The organism is Lepagella muris (assembly GCF_004793975.1).
Classification (GTDB): Bacteria; Bacteroidota; Bacteroidia; order Bacteroidales; family Muribaculaceae; genus Lepagella; species Lepagella muris.
The window spans coordinates 224,081-242,017 of sequence record NZ_SRYB01000001.1; the positions used below are offsets into that span (position 1 = coordinate 224,081).

Annotated in this window: 11 protein-coding genes; all 11 read left to right on the forward strand. The window is 44.5% G+C overall.

The features are described from left to right. Positions 1-19 precede the first annotated feature (19 nt). The 11 genes from E5331_RS01245 to E5331_RS01295 all read left to right on the forward strand — a co-directional run bounded on the left by E5331_RS01245 (position 20) and on the right by E5331_RS01295 (position 17,815). On the forward strand, positions 20-1,147 hold the full coding sequence (locus tag E5331_RS01245) for a carbohydrate binding domain-containing protein (RefSeq protein ID WP_135984336.1): 1,128 nt from the start codon (positions 20-22) through the stop codon (positions 1,145-1,147). 46 nt (positions 1,148-1,193) lie between these two features. After that, positions 1,194-2,936 carry a glycoside hydrolase family 43 protein gene (locus E5331_RS01250; RefSeq protein ID WP_135984338.1) on the forward strand — a complete coding sequence of 581 codons (1,743 nt, stop codon included), beginning with the start codon at positions 1,194-1,196 and terminating at the stop codon, positions 2,934-2,936. 27 nt (positions 2,937-2,963) lie between these two features. Next, positions 2,964-4,484: a hypothetical protein gene (locus tag E5331_RS01255; protein ID WP_135984340.1), complete on the forward strand. Its 1,521-nt coding sequence runs from the start codon at positions 2,964-2,966 to the stop codon at positions 4,482-4,484. Between the two features lie 84 nt (positions 4,485-4,568). Further along, positions 4,569-8,369, forward strand: coding sequence for a glycoside hydrolase family 31 protein (locus E5331_RS01260; protein ID WP_168355103.1), 3,801 nt, complete (start codon positions 4,569-4,571; stop codon positions 8,367-8,369). Between the two features lie 78 nt (positions 8,370-8,447). Beyond that, on the forward strand, positions 8,448-9,842 hold the full coding sequence (locus E5331_RS01265; protein WP_135984343.1) for an MFS transporter: 1,395 nt from the start codon (positions 8,448-8,450) through the stop codon (positions 9,840-9,842). 8 nt (positions 9,843-9,850) lie between these two features. After that, positions 9,851-10,957, forward strand: coding sequence for an endo-1,4-beta-xylanase (locus E5331_RS01270; protein ID WP_135984345.1), 1,107 nt, complete (start codon positions 9,851-9,853; stop codon positions 10,955-10,957). 5 nt (positions 10,958-10,962) lie between these two features. Further along, the gene (locus E5331_RS01275; RefSeq protein WP_135984389.1) at positions 10,963-11,943 is read left to right on the forward strand and encodes a glycoside hydrolase family 43 protein; all 981 of its coding nucleotides are present in this window, start codon (positions 10,963-10,965) and stop codon (positions 11,941-11,943) included. Between the two features lie 122 nt (positions 11,944-12,065). Continuing rightward, positions 12,066-13,553 carry a xylulokinase gene (locus E5331_RS01280; RefSeq protein ID WP_135984347.1) on the forward strand — a complete coding sequence of 496 codons (1,488 nt, stop codon included), beginning with the start codon at positions 12,066-12,068 and terminating at the stop codon, positions 13,551-13,553. A gap of 7 nt (positions 13,554-13,560) precedes the next feature. Then, entirely contained in the window at positions 13,561-14,877 is a 1,317-nt protein-coding gene (gene xylA, locus E5331_RS01285; protein ID WP_135984349.1) for a xylose isomerase, read from the forward strand. Positions 14,878-14,986: 109 nt separating this feature from the next. After that, positions 14,987-16,456, forward strand: a complete 1,470-nt coding sequence (xylE, locus tag E5331_RS01290; RefSeq protein ID WP_135984351.1) for a D-xylose transporter XylE — start codon at positions 14,987-14,989, stop codon at positions 16,454-16,456. Between the two features lie 102 nt (positions 16,457-16,558). Continuing rightward, entirely contained in the window at positions 16,559-17,815 is a 1,257-nt protein-coding gene (locus E5331_RS01295; RefSeq protein ID WP_135984353.1) for a sigma-54-dependent transcriptional regulator, read from the forward strand. Positions 17,816-17,937 lie beyond the last annotated feature (122 nt).

A 17,937-nucleotide genomic window follows, 5' to 3' on the forward strand; every position in this document is an offset into this window, starting at 1 on the left:
CAATTACAATACCATAAATATGAGAAAAATCATTGCATTAATAATCATCTCTTTGACAATATTATCAGTCAAAGCAGAAGAGACGGTTACTGTCTCTGAAATCGACTTCAGTAGTGTGGGATCTTATTCAATGTGGAATATTGGTCCGGCAACTCCTGTGATCCAGAATGGCGCGTTGTACATCAACAATACGACTGAAGCTAATTTCTGGGATCTTCAGTATTTTGTTCTTGACAATTTCCCGGTTGTCAATGGTGTTGAATACACCGTTACGGCCAAGGTCAAAGGATATCATGGAAATTTGCCGTTCAATATCGGAACGTGGGATGCGACCTTTGGTGGTGATTTGAATTTCTCTGATTCCAACGACTGGCAGACGGTATCCAAAAAGCTAAAGTCAACAATTGATGCAAGCAACGCACATCTCAATTTCCAAACCGGCCACTATACATCGCCATATTCAATCGCGTATGTCGCAATAACTTATGTAGAGGCAATCTCAGGTGATGAATATGTTATTCCGTTGATTGTGAACGGTAATCTCGCAACCGATGATGAGTCAAGCTTCTGTCTTAAAATAGACGGTGAACGGCAGCATAGCTTCATCAATAATGGAGAAATGGTCATAGACGTGCCAGAACGTACCGTGGATGGGTGGCCCTGGGAAACACAGCTTTGCATCATGTCGCACATGCCACTGAAAGCCGGTTACAAGTATCAGTTCTCCTGTCAGGTAAAAAGCTCATCACCCCGTTCAATCTTAATACATGCCAATGACGGACCAGACAATTATGTGTATTCCTACATTGCAGGAAACGAGATAAATGTCACAGATGAATGGAAACAATATATCGTTACGGAAGTTGTTCCGACCGAGGCTGACGGGTTCAATGTTCTTGCGCTAAATCTGTCTACGATTATTGAGCCATGCACCATGTATTTCAAAAATTTCGAATGGAATTTTATCACCAAAGATCCCTCGCTGGCGTCAGTCGACAATGTGGTTGCCAGTCAGCCTGTCAATCATTGGACGGTTTACAATATTCTTGGAGTCAAGGTGCTTGATAGCGATGATGAGTCAGAAATATATAATCTCAATCCCGGTTTTTACATCGTAAACGGAAAGAAAATAGCCATCAGAAGATAATATTCAAGATATTAATTTACACCAAATTAAACAAATACAAGCCGAGATGAATAAATCAATATCATGGGTCTTGATTTCCTCGCTATTGTGCAGTTGCAGCGATAGCGAGCAAAATCAAATAGTGCCGGAACCCGGCCCGACAACGCAACAAGGGCCACAGCTGCAAGAAGGAACTGCGTTGTTTGACTATTTCAATTACAAAGGGCACGATGCATGCTTCGACAATCTGAGTCTTGGTGCCGGAGATTTCCTAAATCCGGTGCTTCCGGGATGTTATCCCGACCCGTCGGTATGTAGTAACGGGAAGGGCGATTACTACCTTATAGCCTCGTCGTTTGCATATTTCCCCGGGGTACCTTTGTTTCATAGCCGAGATCTTGTAAACTGGAAGCAGATCAACAATATCATATCAAGAGATTCACAGTTGGACAATATTATCGGGCAGGATACCAGTGGCGGCATATATGCCCCAGCTATCGACTATAATCCGCACAATGATACGTATTACATGATAACATGTAATATTGGCAAAGGCTGTTTTCTGGTTAAAGCCAAGGATCCTGCTGGAGAATGGAGTGATCCCATCTATCTTGACAATGTCTATGGCATAGACCCATCGTTGCTTTTCGATGATGATGGCAAGGCCTATATTGTTGTATGTGCAGAGGCTCCTGACAACAAGGAAGAATATGGAGGTCATCACACAGTACGAATCATTGAATATGATACAGAAACTGACCGTACCGTCGGAGACCGTAAAATCATTGTCAATAAGGGCAGCCGTCCGAGTGAGAATCCAATATGGTGTGAAGGTCCACATCTTTATAAAATCAAAGGCAAGTACTACCTTATTACTGCAGAAGGCGGTTCGGGTGACTGGCACAGTGAAGTCGTATATAAAAGCCCCGCACCATTCGGCCCCTATGTGGCTTACGATAAAAATCCTATTCTAACTCAACGCATGGTGCCTTGGGACAGGGAATATCCTATCTCTGAAGCCGGTCATGCCGATATTATCGAGGGGCCTGACGGACAATGGTGGGGTTTCTTCCTTGGTCGCAGACCGGTCAATCAAAATTACTTTGAGAACCTCGGCCGCGAAACATTCATGTATCCTGTCGAGTGGACTGAAGATGGCTGGCCGTTCATGACGGGTGAGATAAAGCCTATCCCTAAAATTCTCAATATACCTGGTGTTACCGTTGGCGAGAACCCGACTTTCGGCAACTTCGAGCGTCATTATACTTTTGACGAGGAAAAACTTGATTTCACATGGATGTCTCTGCGACGCGATATCACCGGTTACTATTCGCTCACTCGTGTACCAGGTTATCTTGCTCTTGACTGCCAGTCAATCAATGTTAAGTCGAAGGACGCGCCGTCATATTTAGGGCGCCGTGTACAGCACCACAGCTATGAGGTAAGCACCCGTATGGGGTTCAATTCACGTAGTGGAAATGAAGCTGCCGGTCTTCTCATCTATAAAGATGAAAAACATCAGTATTTTTTTGCCAAAGGACTGGTCAATAACCAGAAATCGCTATTCCTTACAGAAGTATCTCCCGATGGTGAACGTAATGTAGCCGTACTTTCACTACCGGAGAACAATGATTATATAGACCTTAAAATAGTGTCAAACGGCACATCGTATGATTTCTATTATTCATTTGACAATGGAAATAGCTGGGATTGGTTGGCAAAGAACATCACAGCACTTCTAACGTCTTCAAGAGCTGCAGGTGGATTTACAGGCACTACTGTAGGTCTATATGCAACCTCAAATAAATAATCATAATCACTAACTAAATCAATTTTTATGACAAAATCATTATTGACTGTCGCTGCAATGGCCCTTTCAATTCAGGCCATTAATGCAGCCGAAGCTGTGGTCGCCGAAATCGACTTCAGCAAGACGGAGTCTTACGATATGTATCACTCCGATCATGTGACCCCTGTGATACAGGACGGTGCTCTCTACATCAATAACACAACGGCCGATCTCAACTTCTGGGATGTCCAGTATTTCGTTCTTGATGGCTTCGACCTTGAGGATGGAGTAGACTACACCATCACCGCCAAAGTGAAAGGCTTCACAGGCAATCTTCCCATCAGTATCGGTTCATGGGATGCTTCATTCGGTGGCGAGCTCAATTTTGAGGAAACCTCTGATTGGCAGACAGTATCAAGGACTGTCACCTCGACAGTAACGGCGTCTGGCTGTCACCTCACCTTCCAGTCGGGCAACTACACTACTCCCTATTGGATTGAATCAGTCAAAATCACACGCGAAGCAGATGATCCCAATGGTGAGGTTGTAGAGGATGCATACGTTGATTTCTCTACAGCAACTGTTGTCCCTTATCATAGCAAAAATCTTGAGCTTAAACTGGAAAACGGGGCACTCGTTGTGACAAACAGCCAGCAAAAACCTTTCTGGGAATTGCAGTACCATCCGATTGAGCACATCAAGATAGCTAAGGATGTAAGATATACCATAACAGCTAAAATCAAAGGCTTCTCAGGAAATCTCAGCTATAATCTGGGCTCATGGGGACAGGACAACAACGGAGAGTTCAAGGTAAATGATTCGGCCGATTGGCAGGAAATTTCATCAAAAGTCACTTCTCAATTTAACATTGACGATGCATTCCTGCTTTTTCAGTCCGAATTTGTAGGCACATACGAAATAGCATGGATCAAAGTAACCCATGTAGAAACTCCTGCTGAACCTGAAGATCCAAATCTTGTAGCTTCGTTTTACACCGGCAACGGCAAGACCTTCGGCGGTTGGGGCGACAACACAACATTTGAGAATGTTACAGAAGATGATAAACCGTGCCTCAAATTCACACATACCACAGCCGGAGAATATTATGCCGCTCAAATTGCAATGGATCTTCCCTTGGAAAGCGGTGTTGAATATGTCATGACTTTCGATGTCAAAGGCAATCCTGCACAAAATATTTTGGCCTCCATGCAGAATGCCGATACTTGGGCCGGCTGTGGCGATTTCAGCCGCTTTAATATATCCGACCAGTGGGAAAGCGTAAGTGTCTCAGGGACATGTCAGGCCGAGGCACGTAGCGGTGAGTTCAACGGACGTATCGTGTTTAATCTTGGCGAATATGTCGGTACATTATATCTCACCAACGTTAAGATTTCAAAAAAATCAACCACAACCTCTATTTCTGAAATAGAAGTTGAAGAACCCGAACATTGGACAGTTTACACCATGATGGGTATCAAAATACTTGATACTAATGATAAAGGCGAACTAGGCAATCTACCCGCCGGTCTCTATATCATTAATGGCAAGAAAGTAGCTATTCGCAAATAAATTTCGAAATTAGAAGACCCGGCTCATATGTATTTATACTTATGGTTCGGGTCTTTTAGTACCTTATTACCTAAAAATATAGCCATGTTAACAGATATTGGTCACAGAATCCAGATTGTTATTTTGCTTTTATCGGCACTGACTTCATACCATGTGGGATTCGGACAGATTCCATACACATACAATTGCCGGGACTATGTCTCGACCGATGATAATCGCGCGCCACAGTCGGCTTTCTCCTATAATGATAATGCCAATTCATTTACCATCAACGCGCTGCCCGGAGAAAACAATGTAGCCTTTGAAATGAACCGGGCCAAGGACAATGCCTATTATATCAACAATGATTGCAATTGGATGGTCATTACCGGTTCAAACGTCAGTGCTGATTCCGAAAAAAGCAAAATGTGGTTTTGGAACGGACTATACAGCAATCCGTTTCATAACCCGAATTATGTGATTGAGAAGGACGGCAAGACCGTGATGCTTTGGAATGTCAAGGAGGACTTTTCATGGTCAAGCAATCTGTTTGCCAACGAGCATGTATATATTTCAGCCAATGGTGCAGGTTATATTAATGCCGTCGGTCTTACTCCTGTCGAGGGTACTACTGCAACAATCTACGGTGTCTCATACTACAATGTGTATAAGGTAGCTATTGATTTTCCCGAACTGCTGTCACAGCTTGGTTATACGGCCCAAAGCATGACGTCTGAAATAAGGGCAATCGTTGAGAAGAGTCTCGAAAAGGCAAACGGTCTGAATCCCAAAGAGGGTTCAGCTCTAGAGCAGGAAATAGAGAAGGCGGAAAATATTCTCCGGAATTTGAATGCCGGCGATTATCAATCTCTTTATCCTTTTTATGAAAGTCTTCCCGGATTGATTGAAGAATACATCCGCTCAAATGCCAAAGTCAGCTATGAAAAAACAGCCAACGGCATCCTGGCTCGATGGAATGACGAATATCTGCGCCTTATATTTTATTCAGACGATATCGTGCGTATCTATAAATCTAAAATAGAAGATATCGACAAGAAATCTCTGTCAGTAGTCGCTATGCCCGCCGAAAGCGTGGACATAGATGTCGTACAAAATGGGAATGAGCTGACTGCCACTGGAAATAAACTGACAGTGAAATATGCTATGGACAAAATGTCGTTTTCAATATATCGGGCCGATGGCTCAGTTGTTATTGCCGAAAAAGATTTTCCATCCTCATTCTCAGAGACTAAAGACGGCACATTCGACAGCTATAACATATCCAACCACTTCAAACTTGATCCTGATGAATATATCTTCGGTATGGGTCAGATTCAAAACGGAACGCTCAATCAGCGCGGTCAGACACATTTCCTTGAGCAATCCAATATGAAGGTCTGCATACCATATTTCCAATCAAGCAAAAATTACTCATTGTTCTGGGATAATTACTCATCTACAACATTTTCAGACAACAATGTTTCTACGAGTTTTACTTCAGTAGGAACTGAAATCGACTATTATGTCATGGTGGGCGATAACAGTGATGAGGTTTTGTCATTGATGCGCTATCTTACAGGCACGAGTCCGATGCCGGCTTTATGGAATTTTGGCCTTTATCAGAGCAAGCAACGTTACTGCAGCGCAAATGAGGTAATGGAAGTTGTAAAGAAATACCGCAGCCTTAAAGTTCCCTTAGATTGTATTGTTCAAGACTGGCAATATTGGGGCGGCAATGAACAGTGGAATGCAATGGAATTCCTCAATCCCTCATTTTCGAACTATCAGGAAATGATAGACTACGTACATGCCAACAATACAAAACTGATGATTTCTGTTTGGGCGAACTTTGCCCCGGCTACAGCTCCCTTTAAAGAGTTAAAAGCCAAGAATATGCTTATGTCGGCATACTCATTCCCATGGGGGTGCGGTGTTCAGCCCTACGATGTCTATAGTAAGGAAGCCAGGGATATATATTGGAAACATCTTTATAACGGTCTTGCATCAAAAGGTATTGATGCATACTGGCTTGACTGTACCGAGCCGGACTATTCACCAATGGAGGGCGAGTCTGATTTTGACTTCGTTACCGGTGACGGACGCACATGGCGCTCTCTTCGCAATGCATTCCCGCTGGCAACCGTGAGTGGAGTGCATGACAATCACAGGGCAGCAGAAGCACTTGGCGACAACTCTCTCTCAGGTAAGCGTGCTTCGATTCTGACTCGCTCGGCTTTTGCCAGTCAACAGCGATATGGCGCCAACACATGGAGCGGAGATATTACAGCCAACTGGTGGACACTGGCCAATCAAATTCCGGCTGCATGCAACTTATCAGCAACCGGTATCCCATATTGGAACAGCGATATAGGTGCATTTTATGTCGGAGATTATGAGGGTGGTATAAACAATCCCGATTGGAGACGACTCTATATTCGATGGACTCAGTTTGCTTGCTTTACGCCTATGATGCGCTTTCATGGGGACGGCACTCCACGCGAGATATATCAATTCGGTGAAGAAAACGATGGCTTAGGCGATTATGATAACATTTTGAAGTACGTTAAGCTGCGCTATCGCCTTCTCCCTTATCTCTACAGCACGGCATGGCAGATTTGCTCTAAAGATCGCACTTTCATGCAGTCTCTTCCTTTGGCCTTTAGTGACGACCGCAACGGCTACGATATCAAGGATGAATATATGTTTGGCGAAAGTTTCCTGGTTGCTCCAGTAATTACCGACAGAACTACACGCCGTAACGTATATCTCCCGGCTGGGCATAAGTGGATAAACTTCTGGACAGGAAAAAGCTATGAAGGCGGCAAATCAGTAGCCACACCTGCAGCAGTTGATATAATACCTCTATATGTCAAAGCCGGTTCAATTGTACCTTGGGGTCCGGACGTTCAGTACAGTACTGAGAAAAAATGGGATGAGCTTGAAATCCGTGTATATCCAGGTGCCGACGGTTCGTTTGTTCTCTATGAAGATGAGTATGATGGATATGGATATGAAAAGGGGCTTTACAGCGAGATAGAGTTCACATGGGACGATGCCAATCGCACATTGACCATAGGAGCTCGAAATGGCAATTTCCCCGGTATGATACAGACTCGCAAATTCAATATCTGCAAAGTATCTATGCTCCGTGGATTTGGTGATTTACACACTATGATGTACAATGCACAGGTTGAATATGATGGAAACGAAATATCAATTGTTCTTGACGAAGATGATCCCGAAGAACCCGAATATGCTGATGTGACCAATGATTACATCTACAATCCGAGTTTCGAGATCAATGACACCGAAGGTTGGACTGTTGATGCCTCAACAACCTGGAGTGGCGTCAATATCGGTGGCGGATGGCGCGACCCTGAGGCTACCGATGGCACCCACATCTTCGGAGTATGGGATTGGAGAAATGACTTAACGGCAAAAATCTATCAGGATGTCATTCTTCCTATCGGGAAATATATACTGACCGTTGACATGCACGCTTCAAACAAAGAGAACGGAGAGTGCCGAGTAGGTAATCAACGACTTTTTGCTAATGATAATGTAGCATATTTCAAGGATCAGATTACAGACCCAGGAACGAGTGACAACTTTCCAATGCAAACCCTCGAATTGAAATTCGCCAACGACACAAACAATACCAAATATTGTATAGGAGTGGCAACTGATGGTGCACCATATGACACATGGTTTAAAATAGACAACTTTCGACTGTATATGATGCCATTATCTTCGGGTGTGGATAATGTAATTGTTGATACTTTCGATAGTAGTGAAACCATATACTATAACCTCATGGGCAACCGTGTGTTGAATCCGAGTAATGGACACTTCTACATCAAGCGAAAAGGCTCAAAAACTGAGAAAATAATTTATTACGATAGATAATTACCAATCGAAAGGGTGAGTCATACAGAAATGATAAATCTGTATGACTCACCCTATTACAAACATTTACACTCTTTTATGTCCAGATCAAAAGGATTCTATAAGCTGTCTATTTTACAGTGTATTGGTTTTGGGGCAGGAGACCTTGCTCAAAACCTTATATATCAAACTGTAAGCATGTATCTTTTGTTCTTTTACACCAATGTTTACGGGCTCAATCCTGCTGTGGCGGCTATAATGTTCCTGATAGTAAGAATAGTTGATGTCATATGGGATCCTATTGTTGGCACATTTGTCGACAAACACAATCCCAAAATGGGTAAGTATCGCGCATATCTTGTTTTAGGTGGTGTCCCGTTGACCGGTTTCGCGATTTTATGTTTCTGGAACGGCTTTTCAGGGTCACTGCTCTACGCATATCTGACTTATGTCGGCTTATCCATGTGTTATACACTTGTAAATGTTCCTTATGGAGCCCTGAACGCTTCGCTGACACGAGATACGGCTGAAATCACAAAACTCACATCAGTACGCATGTTCATGGCAAATCTCGGCGGACTTGCAGTTGGAATGGGCTTGCCGATTGTATTGAAAATGTTCGATCCGACCGAAACAATGGATCTGTCTGTCAACGATAGTGCATGGCTGTATACGATGGCAATATATGGCCTCATAGGATTAGGCTTGCTGATGTTCTGTTTTACACAATGCCGCGAGCGGGTTGTAATGGATAGAAATGAAACGAAGAATGTAAAAGTATCTGATTTATGGCTTGAATTTGTTCATAATCGTCCGTTGCGTATACTTGCATTTTTCTTTATTACTGCTTTCGGACTGATGGCAATCAGTAATTCAGCAGGAGCCTACTACATCAATTACAATCTGCATGGCTCAGCCACAGAACTTTCGGTGTTCATGGGCCTCGGATCAATTCCGGCTTTTATATTTATGCCCTTGATTCCTGCAATCAAACGCTTGGTCGGGAAAAAAGGAATGTTCTACATATTTCTTACCACAGCTATTATCGGAATGGGACTTCTTTATGCCGTCTCTATGATTCAATTTCTAAAAGAACAGATGTGTATAGTATATGTTGCCCAGTTTATCAAATCCACCGGTATAATAGTAGCTACTGGATATATGTGGGCACTTGTTCCTGAGGTCATTTCCTACGGAGAATATATCCACGGGCGACGCATATCGGGGATCGTGAATGCTTTGACAGGAATATTCTATAAGGCGGGAATGGCTCTTGGCGGAGTTGTTCCTGGGCTTGTCCTTGCTTTTGTTGGCTTTGATAAGGAAATGACGGAGCAAACTTCATTTGCACAACAAGGTATTCTGTGGCTCGTTGCGGTAATTCCTGTCATCTTACTTTTGCTTGCAATGTTTATTATCTCCCATTATGAGCTTGAAGATGACGTAATTGACAATATCAACAACCAAATAGAAAAAAGACACAACAATAAATAAGTATATTTATGATAAGAGTATATTTAACGCTTCTCACTTCGGCATTACTTGTCTCGGCTTGTACCGGTCATCAGCCCGCAGCTACAATGAAAGAGCACTTCAAAAATGATTTCCTCATTGGAGCTGCGATATCCACTCGACAAGTTCAGGGATTTGAATCTAAATCAGACTCCGTCATTACCCGGCATTTTAATTGTATTGTCGCAGAAAACTGTATGAAAAGTGAAGAAATCAATCCGGCCGAAGGTACATATAATTGGGATGATGCCGATGCTTTTGTTGAATACGGTTTGACTAACAATATGGTTATCATTGGTCACACACTTGTGTGGCATACGCAGCTGGCAAAATGGTTCCTCATTGATTCGTTCGGAAATTATGTTACACCGGATGTCCTCAAAGAGCGTATGAAAAATTATATCACAACCGTAATGGGTAGATATAGAGGTAAAATCAAAGGCTGGGATGTAGTAAATGAGGCAATCCTTGACGATGGTTCATATCGCCAAAGTCCATTCTATGAAATTTTAGGTGAAGAATACATTCCACTCGCTTTCCAGTTTGCGCATGAAGCAGATCCCGAAGCAGAATTGTACCTCAATGATTTCTCCATGGCAAAACCGGGTAAAAGAGATAGATATATATCAATTATCAAGGAATTGCAGCAGCGTGGATTACGTATTGACGGTATTGGTATGCAGGCACATATGGGTATCGACTATCCTGATATGGACGAATTTGAAAAGTCTATTATAGAGTTCGGTAAAACAAGTGTGAATGTCATGATAACCGAGTGGGATATGAGTGCATTACCTACAATACACGAGGGCGCAGATGTGGGTTCTACAGCTGAGAAAATCGACTCCTTAAACCCTTATCCCAATGCCTTGCCGGAAAATGTCTATAAACTGTGGAACAACCGTATTACAGAATGTCTTAATATGTTTCGTCGTCATTCCGACATTATTTCGCGAGTGACCTTATGGGGTGTAAGTGATGGCTTGTCTTGGCGGAATGACTTCCCGATGGTAGGTCGCACTGATTACCCCCTTGCTTTTGATCGCAATTATAATCTTAAAGAAGCATTTAGCAAAGAAATCAACAATAACAGATGAAAACGATTAATCCTGAAAAGAGATATCTTTTCCCTCGCGATTATATGGCTGACCCGAGTGTGCATTTGTTCAATGGGCGGCTGTACATTTATCCATCGCACGACCGCGATTGTGAAAACGTTGAAAACGACAATGGCGACCAGTATGTCATGAAAGATATGCATGTCCTATCAATTGATGGAAATCCCATGACCGGTAAAGTTACAGACCATGGTAATGCTTTGGATATAGCAGATATTCCATGGGCTGGACGGCAGCTCTGGGACTGTGACTGCGCTGAGAAAAATGGTAAATACTATCTATATTTTCCCCTTAAAGATAAAAACGATATTTTTCGTATTGGCGTTGCTACTGCAGACCGACCAGAAGGTCCATTCCATGCGCTTCCTGATCCGATACGCGGCAGTTACTCAATTGATGTATGTGTATTACATGAAAACGGCGAATACTATCTATACTTTGGCGGAATCTGGGGCGGGCAACTGCAGCGATACGCCGATAACAAAGCTCTTGAATCTCCTCGTTTGCCAGAAGGCAATAACGTAGCTCTGCCAAGCCGTTGTGTCAGACTGTCAGCCGATATGACGCAGTTCGCTGAAGAACCACAACCAATTGTAATTCTCGACGAATGCGGTAACCCACTAAAAGCCGATAATCCATATCGTTTTTTTGAAGCTTCGTGGGTACACAAATATAATAGTAAATATTATTTCTCATATTCAACCGGTGATAGCCACATGATATGTTACGCTGTCGGAGACAACCCGTATGGGCCATTTACATTTAAAGGGATTATCCTAACACCTGTTGTCGGCTGGACCACACACCACTGTATTGTGGAATATGACGGACGATGGTATCTGTTTCATCACGACAGTGTACCCTCCGGAGGCAGATCATGGCTTCGCAGTCTCAAAGTTTGCGAACTGACACATGATTCTGAAGGCAAAATATTGACAATCAGTGGAAATGACAGCTCTGAATAATATTGCTGATACATTCTATAAAGACTTTGAGTCATCTATATTACATTGTATAAAGACTTTGAAACAAAGTATTGAATCTACGCTTGACAAGCGAAGTAATTTTGCTGAAAAATTAAATTCATATGTATCTTTTAGGATATGACATAGGAAGTTCTTCGGTAAAGGCGGCTATTGTGGACGTCTCGACCGGGAACTGCATTGCCTCTGATTTCTATCCGAAGACGGAGGCCCCGATAAAGGCTCTTAAACAAGGCTGGGCTGAACAGAATCCGGAAAGCTGGTGGGAGTATCTGCGCAATGCAACAGCGTCCATTCTTTCTTCGGCTCATATTTCACCAAAGGAAATAGCCGCAATCGGCATCAGTTATCAGATGCACGGACTTGTGGCAATTGACAAGGAGCATCGTGTAATCAGGGATTCGATTATATGGTGTGACTCCCGCGGTGTTCCTTTCGGCGAAAAAGCCATGAATGAGTTGGGCGCAGATTCATGCCTTCCTCATCTGCTTAATTCACCCGGTAATTTCACCGCTTCTAAATTAAAGTGGATAAAGGAGAACGAGCCTGACCTGTACGAGCGCATTTATAAGATAATGTTGCCGGGCGACTATATCGCGATGAAACTCACAGGCGAAGTCTGCACTACTTTGTCCGGCTTATCCGAAATGATGCTTTGGGACTTCAAAACAAATGCTCCTGCTCAGTTTCTGCTTGACTATTTCGGATTTAACAAGGCGTTGTTACCTGAAATAAAGCCTAATTTCTCTGAGCAAGGCCGCGTAACAGAACGTGCAGCCGCCGAACTTGGACTCGTTGCAGGCATTCCCGTTACTTACCGTGCGGGTGACCAACCTAACAATGCCCTTTCGCTCAACGTGTTTAATCCCGGTGAGATTGCTTCTACTGCCGGAACATCCGGCGTCGTTTATGGCATCAATGGCACTGTAGATTACGACTCCCTGTCTCGCGTCAACAATTTCGCCCATGTCAACCACACTGCCGATAGTCCCCGAATTGGAGTTATGACCTGCATCAATGGCACAGGCATACTCAATTCATGGATTAAGAATAATGTCGCACCCGAAGGCATATCATATGCCGAGATGAATCTCCTTGCCGAGAAAGTACCGGTAGGTTCTGAGGGTGTGACGATACTTCCTTTCGGTAATGGTGCCGAACGAGTGCTTCACAACCGCGAGGTCGGATGCTCTCTGTATGGTGTTAATTTCAATATCCACAACTGCAATCACATAATCCGCGCCGCCCAGGAAGGCATCGTCTTTTCATTCTACTACGGCATGGAGATTATGAAGCAGATAGGTCTTGAAATCAAGCGCATACATGCCGGCCATGCAAATATGTTCCTAAGCCCCGTTTTTCGCGCGACGCTTGCATCGGTATCCGGTGCGACTATCGACCTGATCGATACAGACGGAGCAATGGGAGCGGCCAAAGGTGCCGGTATGGGTGCCGGAATTTATAAAGACAACAATGAGGCATTCGGCACATTGAAAACCATCGAGGTTGTCAATCCGGCCAAAGACCGCACCCCTTATATTGAAGCATACGAAAAGTGGAAAAATTATTTAGAAAAAGAACTCAAAAACTAACATAAAAATGACAAAGAAGGAATATTTTCCTAATATCGGAAAAATCAAATTCGAGGGTACAGAGAGCTACAACCCAATGGCTTACCGCTACTACGACGCAGAGCGCATAGTTCTGGGCAAACCAATGAAAGAATGGCTCAAGTTCGCCATGGCCTGGTGGCACACACTGTGCGCCGAAGGCGGTGACCAGTTTGGCGGCGGCACCAAGAAATTCCCCTGGAACGAAGGCCCTGACGCAATGACCGTAGCAAAACAAAAAGCCGACGCTGGCTTTGAGATCATGCAGAAACTCGGTATCGAATACTTCTGCTTCCATGATACTGACCTCATCGGTGACCTCGACAACATCGAGGAATACGAAGGTCGCATGAAGGAAATCACCGAGTATCTCAAGGGTCTGATGGCTGAAACCGGCATCAAAAATCTGTGGGGAACAGCCAATGTATTCGGCAATGCCCGCTACATGAACGGCGCAGCCACAAACCCGGAATTTGATGTTGTTGCCCGGGCTTGCGTACAGATTAAGAACGCTATCGACGCTACAATCGCACTTGGCGGTCAGAACTACGTGTTCTGGGGCGGACGCGAAGGCTATATGAGCCTACTCAACACCGACCAGAAGCGTGAAAAAGAGCATCTTGCCACAATGCTCACGATGGCCCGTGACTATGCCCGCGGCAAGGGATTCACCGGTACCTTCCTCATTGAACCGAAACCAATGGAACCTTCAAAGCACCAGTATGACGTCGACACCGAGACTGTAATCGGCTTCCTCAAAGCCCATGGACTCGACAAAGACTTCAAGGTGAACATCGAGGTAAATCACGCCACCCTCGCCGGCCACACCTTCGAGCATGAACTCGCCGTAGCTGTTGACAACGGTATGCTCGGCAGTATCGACGCCAACCGTGGCGACTATCAGAACGGCTGGGATACCGACCAGTTCCCCATCGACAACTATGAGCTTACACAGGCCTTGATGCAGATTATCCGCAATGGAGGTCTCGGTAACGGGGGTACAAACTTCGATGCAAAAACCCGTCGCAACAGCACCGATCTCGAAGACATCTTCATCGCCCATATCGCCGGCATGGACGCTATGGCTCGTGCCCTGCTCTGTGCCGCTGAGGTTCTGGAGAAATCCCCCTACAAGAAGATGCTTGCCGAGCGTTACGCATCGTTTGACGGCGGCAAGGGCAAGGAATTCGAGGAAGGCCAGATGACACTTGAGGAGCTTGTCGACTACGCCAAGACCCAGCCCGAGCCTGCAGCCACATCGGGCAAGCAGGAGCTTTACGAAGCAATAGTCAACATGTACTGTTAATATATTAGGTGTAATTAAGGTTTAAGATTGGTATTATTTAGGTCGAAAAGGAGCCGTGGGGCGTAAGCTTACAGCTTTACCCACGGCCTTTTAATTAAAATCTTTTCCCATGAACAATAATAATGTAAATAAACTTTATCTTTTCTCGATAGTTGCTGTTGCAGTTCTTGGAGGACTGTTGTTCGGCTATGACACAGCGGTCATTTCAGGTGCAGAGAAAGGGCTTCAGGCATTTTTTCTCGGAGCCAAGGACTTTATCTACAGCGACACAATCCATGGTATAACATCATCCAGCGCACTTTTAGGTTGTATTATAGGAAGCGCAGTCTCAGGCTTTGTCGCCTCTCGTTTCGGGCGTAAGCCGAGCCTGATATTTGCAGGAATCCTGTTTCTCGTTTCAGCTTTAGGTTCTTATTATCCCGAATTCTTTTTCTTTACTTATGGAGAGCCTTCTGTCGAGCTTCTTGTAGCTTTCAACATTTACCGAGTAATAGGTGGAGTCGGAGTCGGTCTGGCATCAGCCATTTGTCCGATGTATATAGCGGAGATAGCACCATCAAGAATGCGTGGCGAACTGGTTTCATGGAACCAGTTCGCCATAATCTTCGGCCAGCTCGTTGTGTATTTTGTCAACTTTATGATTTTGGGCGAACACACAAATCCCATTATAGAAAAAGTTGGTGAAACACTCTATTCCGTTCATCCTTCTTCAGATATGTGGACTATTCATACCGGCTGGAGATATATGTTCGGGTCGGAAGCCATTGTTGCTGCGATATTTACCATTCTCGTCTGCTTCGTGCCCGAATCGCCCCGCTATCTCGCACTAATCGGCAAAGACAATAAGGCTCTCGTCATCCTCAGCCGTATTAACGGTAGAAAAGTTGCTACAGAGATTCTTGATGCAATAAAGTCAACGGTTGAGGTAAAGACCGAAAAACTGTTCTCATTCGGTATCATGGTGATATTCGTAGGAGTTATGCTGTCGGTTTTCCAACAGGCGGTCGGTATAAATGCAGTATTATACTATGCTCCCCGTATTTTCGATTCGATGGGTATGGGAAACCCGATGGTACAGACGGTTATCATGGGTATAGTGAACATTGCATTTACTCTTGTAGCTGTGTTTACAGTAGAGCGCCTCGGAAGAAAACCACTTCTGATATGGGGTTCGCTCGGAATGGCTATTGGTGCAATCGGTGTGGCTCTGTCCAATATTTATTCAGTATCACCGCTTCTACCGGTAATATCCATTATGGTGTATTCGGCATCATTCATGTTCTCGTGGGGGCCTATATGCTGGGTGCTTATATCCGAAATTTTTCCAAATACCATTCGTTCTGCAGCTGTAGCAATAGCGGTAGCTTTCCAGTGGATATTCAACTTCATTGTTTCTTCAACCTTCGTGCCCCTCTACAACATGAGTATGGGCGATATGGGTGATAAATTCGGACATTGTTTTGTATATGCCATGTATAGTGCTATCTGTATTATTGCCGCGATATTTGTTTATAAGCTCGTACCGGAGACCAAGGGGAAATCGCTTGAAGACATGACAAAACTTTGGAAGAAAAGGTAATAGCTACATGAATGTAAATCCGGTATATGTCATACCCGGGCATGAAGGTTTGATTTTTAATTATCATCCATAGTGCCCGGTTATTCATACAATCTTTTTAATATGAACAAAGTTTTAATCGTTGAAGCCTCCGAATCCGACCGTCGGCTCATGGCGGGCTTGCTTGTCAAATCCGGCTATGAGCCGATTGCAGTTGAAAGTATGGAGGCTGCAAAGGAAGAGGTGATGAAGCTGCCACCCGGCGCAGTCATCGTCGCTGGACTGAGGTTCAGCGGCGGCACTGCCAGAGAGTTAGTTAACTGGCTCAAAACTGAGAATAAAAATTTCCCGGTGATAGCCATAGTGGAGCGTCTCGGCGATACGGATGCAACAGATGTAATGGAAGACCATGGTGCGGTGGCGGTTGTCCAACGAGCGGCTATCGACAAGCGACTTCCGGAGCTGATGAAGAAGTATGTGCGGGATGTCGAGGATGTAATCTTCGCAAAAGGTGGTTTGATTCATCGTCAGAGCAAGGAGTTCTGTGAGATAGAAAGGACTATCCGGCAGATTGCAGCCACCGATGTCAATGTCGTGATTGTCGGCGAGAGCGGAATGGGGAAAGAGATGATTGCCCTGGAGATTTATCGACAGAGTAACAGATTCGGCAATGCACTCAAAGAACTGGAAGCAGGTAGTGCGGCTCTCGTTGGAAAAGATAACCCGGAATCCGGGAGAAGCAAGACTTACAATCGGATAAAGGGTTACTTCAATGACACGAATGGAGGCACGATAATCATCAAGAACGTGCATCTGCTTGACTTCGAGAAACAATCGGTGCTACTGCATATTCTTTCGGAGGAACATCCCGATGTTCGTGTTATCTGCACCGCAGAACCGGAACTGCTTGAGATGGTCAGGGAAAAGACGTTCCGTCCGACCCTGTTCTACTATCTGCGGCAACTTGACATCAATGTGCCACCGTTGCGTCACCTGAAGGAAGATATTCCGATTATCGCTGACTATTACCTTCAGGGCTATGCGACTGATAAGGGAGAGCCGCCCAAACGCTTGTCAGCCTCTACAATAAAGCTGCTTAGACAGCATAGCTGGCCCGGCAACATCCGTGAATTGAAAGTGGCTGTTCTTCTCGCTGCTCAGAACGTCAAAGGTCCGGTAATCAATGCCAATGACCTCACAATCTGTCAGGCAACCCCGATAATGAAAGAGACACTTCTGCTTCGGGATGAAAATGAAGAACGACGGCGAATAGAGGATGCCATGATACAGGCACAAGGCATCAAAGCCCAAGCAGCCAAGCTATTGGGGATAGACCGCAAGACCCTCTCCTATAAGATGCGAAACTACGGAATGGAATGACATCGCTATTGACACGCTACTGACATTGGCAGCTGACAGGCGATAATTCAAAGAAATTTCGTAATTTTGCAGGAAATTAGACATATTGCGGCCGAAGAGTCGGCTGATTCTGATACACATCA

Bases quoted from the DNA above. Each gene is read 5' to 3' on its own strand.
- E5331_RS01270 (WP_135984345.1), top strand. From the start codon at position 9,851: ATGATAAGAGTATATTTAACGCTTCTCACTTCGGCATTACTTGTCTCG.
- xylA (WP_135984349.1), top strand. From the start codon at position 13,561: ATGACAAAGAAGGAATATTTTCCTAATATCGGAAAAATCAAATTCGAG.
- E5331_RS01245 (WP_135984336.1), top strand. From the start codon at position 20: ATGAGAAAAATCATTGCATTAATAATCATCTCTTTGACAATATTATCA.
- xylE (WP_135984351.1), top strand. From the start codon at position 14,987: ATGAACAATAATAATGTAAATAAACTTTATCTTTTCTCGATAGTTGCT.
- E5331_RS01265 (WP_135984343.1), top strand. From the start codon at position 8,448: ATGTCCAGATCAAAAGGATTCTATAAGCTGTCTATTTTACAGTGTATT.
- E5331_RS01280 (WP_135984347.1), top strand. From the start codon at position 12,066: ATGTATCTTTTAGGATATGACATAGGAAGTTCTTCGGTAAAGGCGGCT.
- E5331_RS01250 (WP_135984338.1), top strand. From the start codon at position 1,194: ATGAATAAATCAATATCATGGGTCTTGATTTCCTCGCTATTGTGCAGT.
- E5331_RS01260 (WP_168355103.1), top strand. From the start codon at position 4,569: ATGTTAACAGATATTGGTCACAGAATCCAGATTGTTATTTTGCTTTTA.
- E5331_RS01255 (WP_135984340.1), top strand. From the start codon at position 2,964: ATGACAAAATCATTATTGACTGTCGCTGCAATGGCCCTTTCAATTCAG.
- E5331_RS01295 (WP_135984353.1), top strand. From the start codon at position 16,559: ATGAACAAAGTTTTAATCGTTGAAGCCTCCGAATCCGACCGTCGGCTC.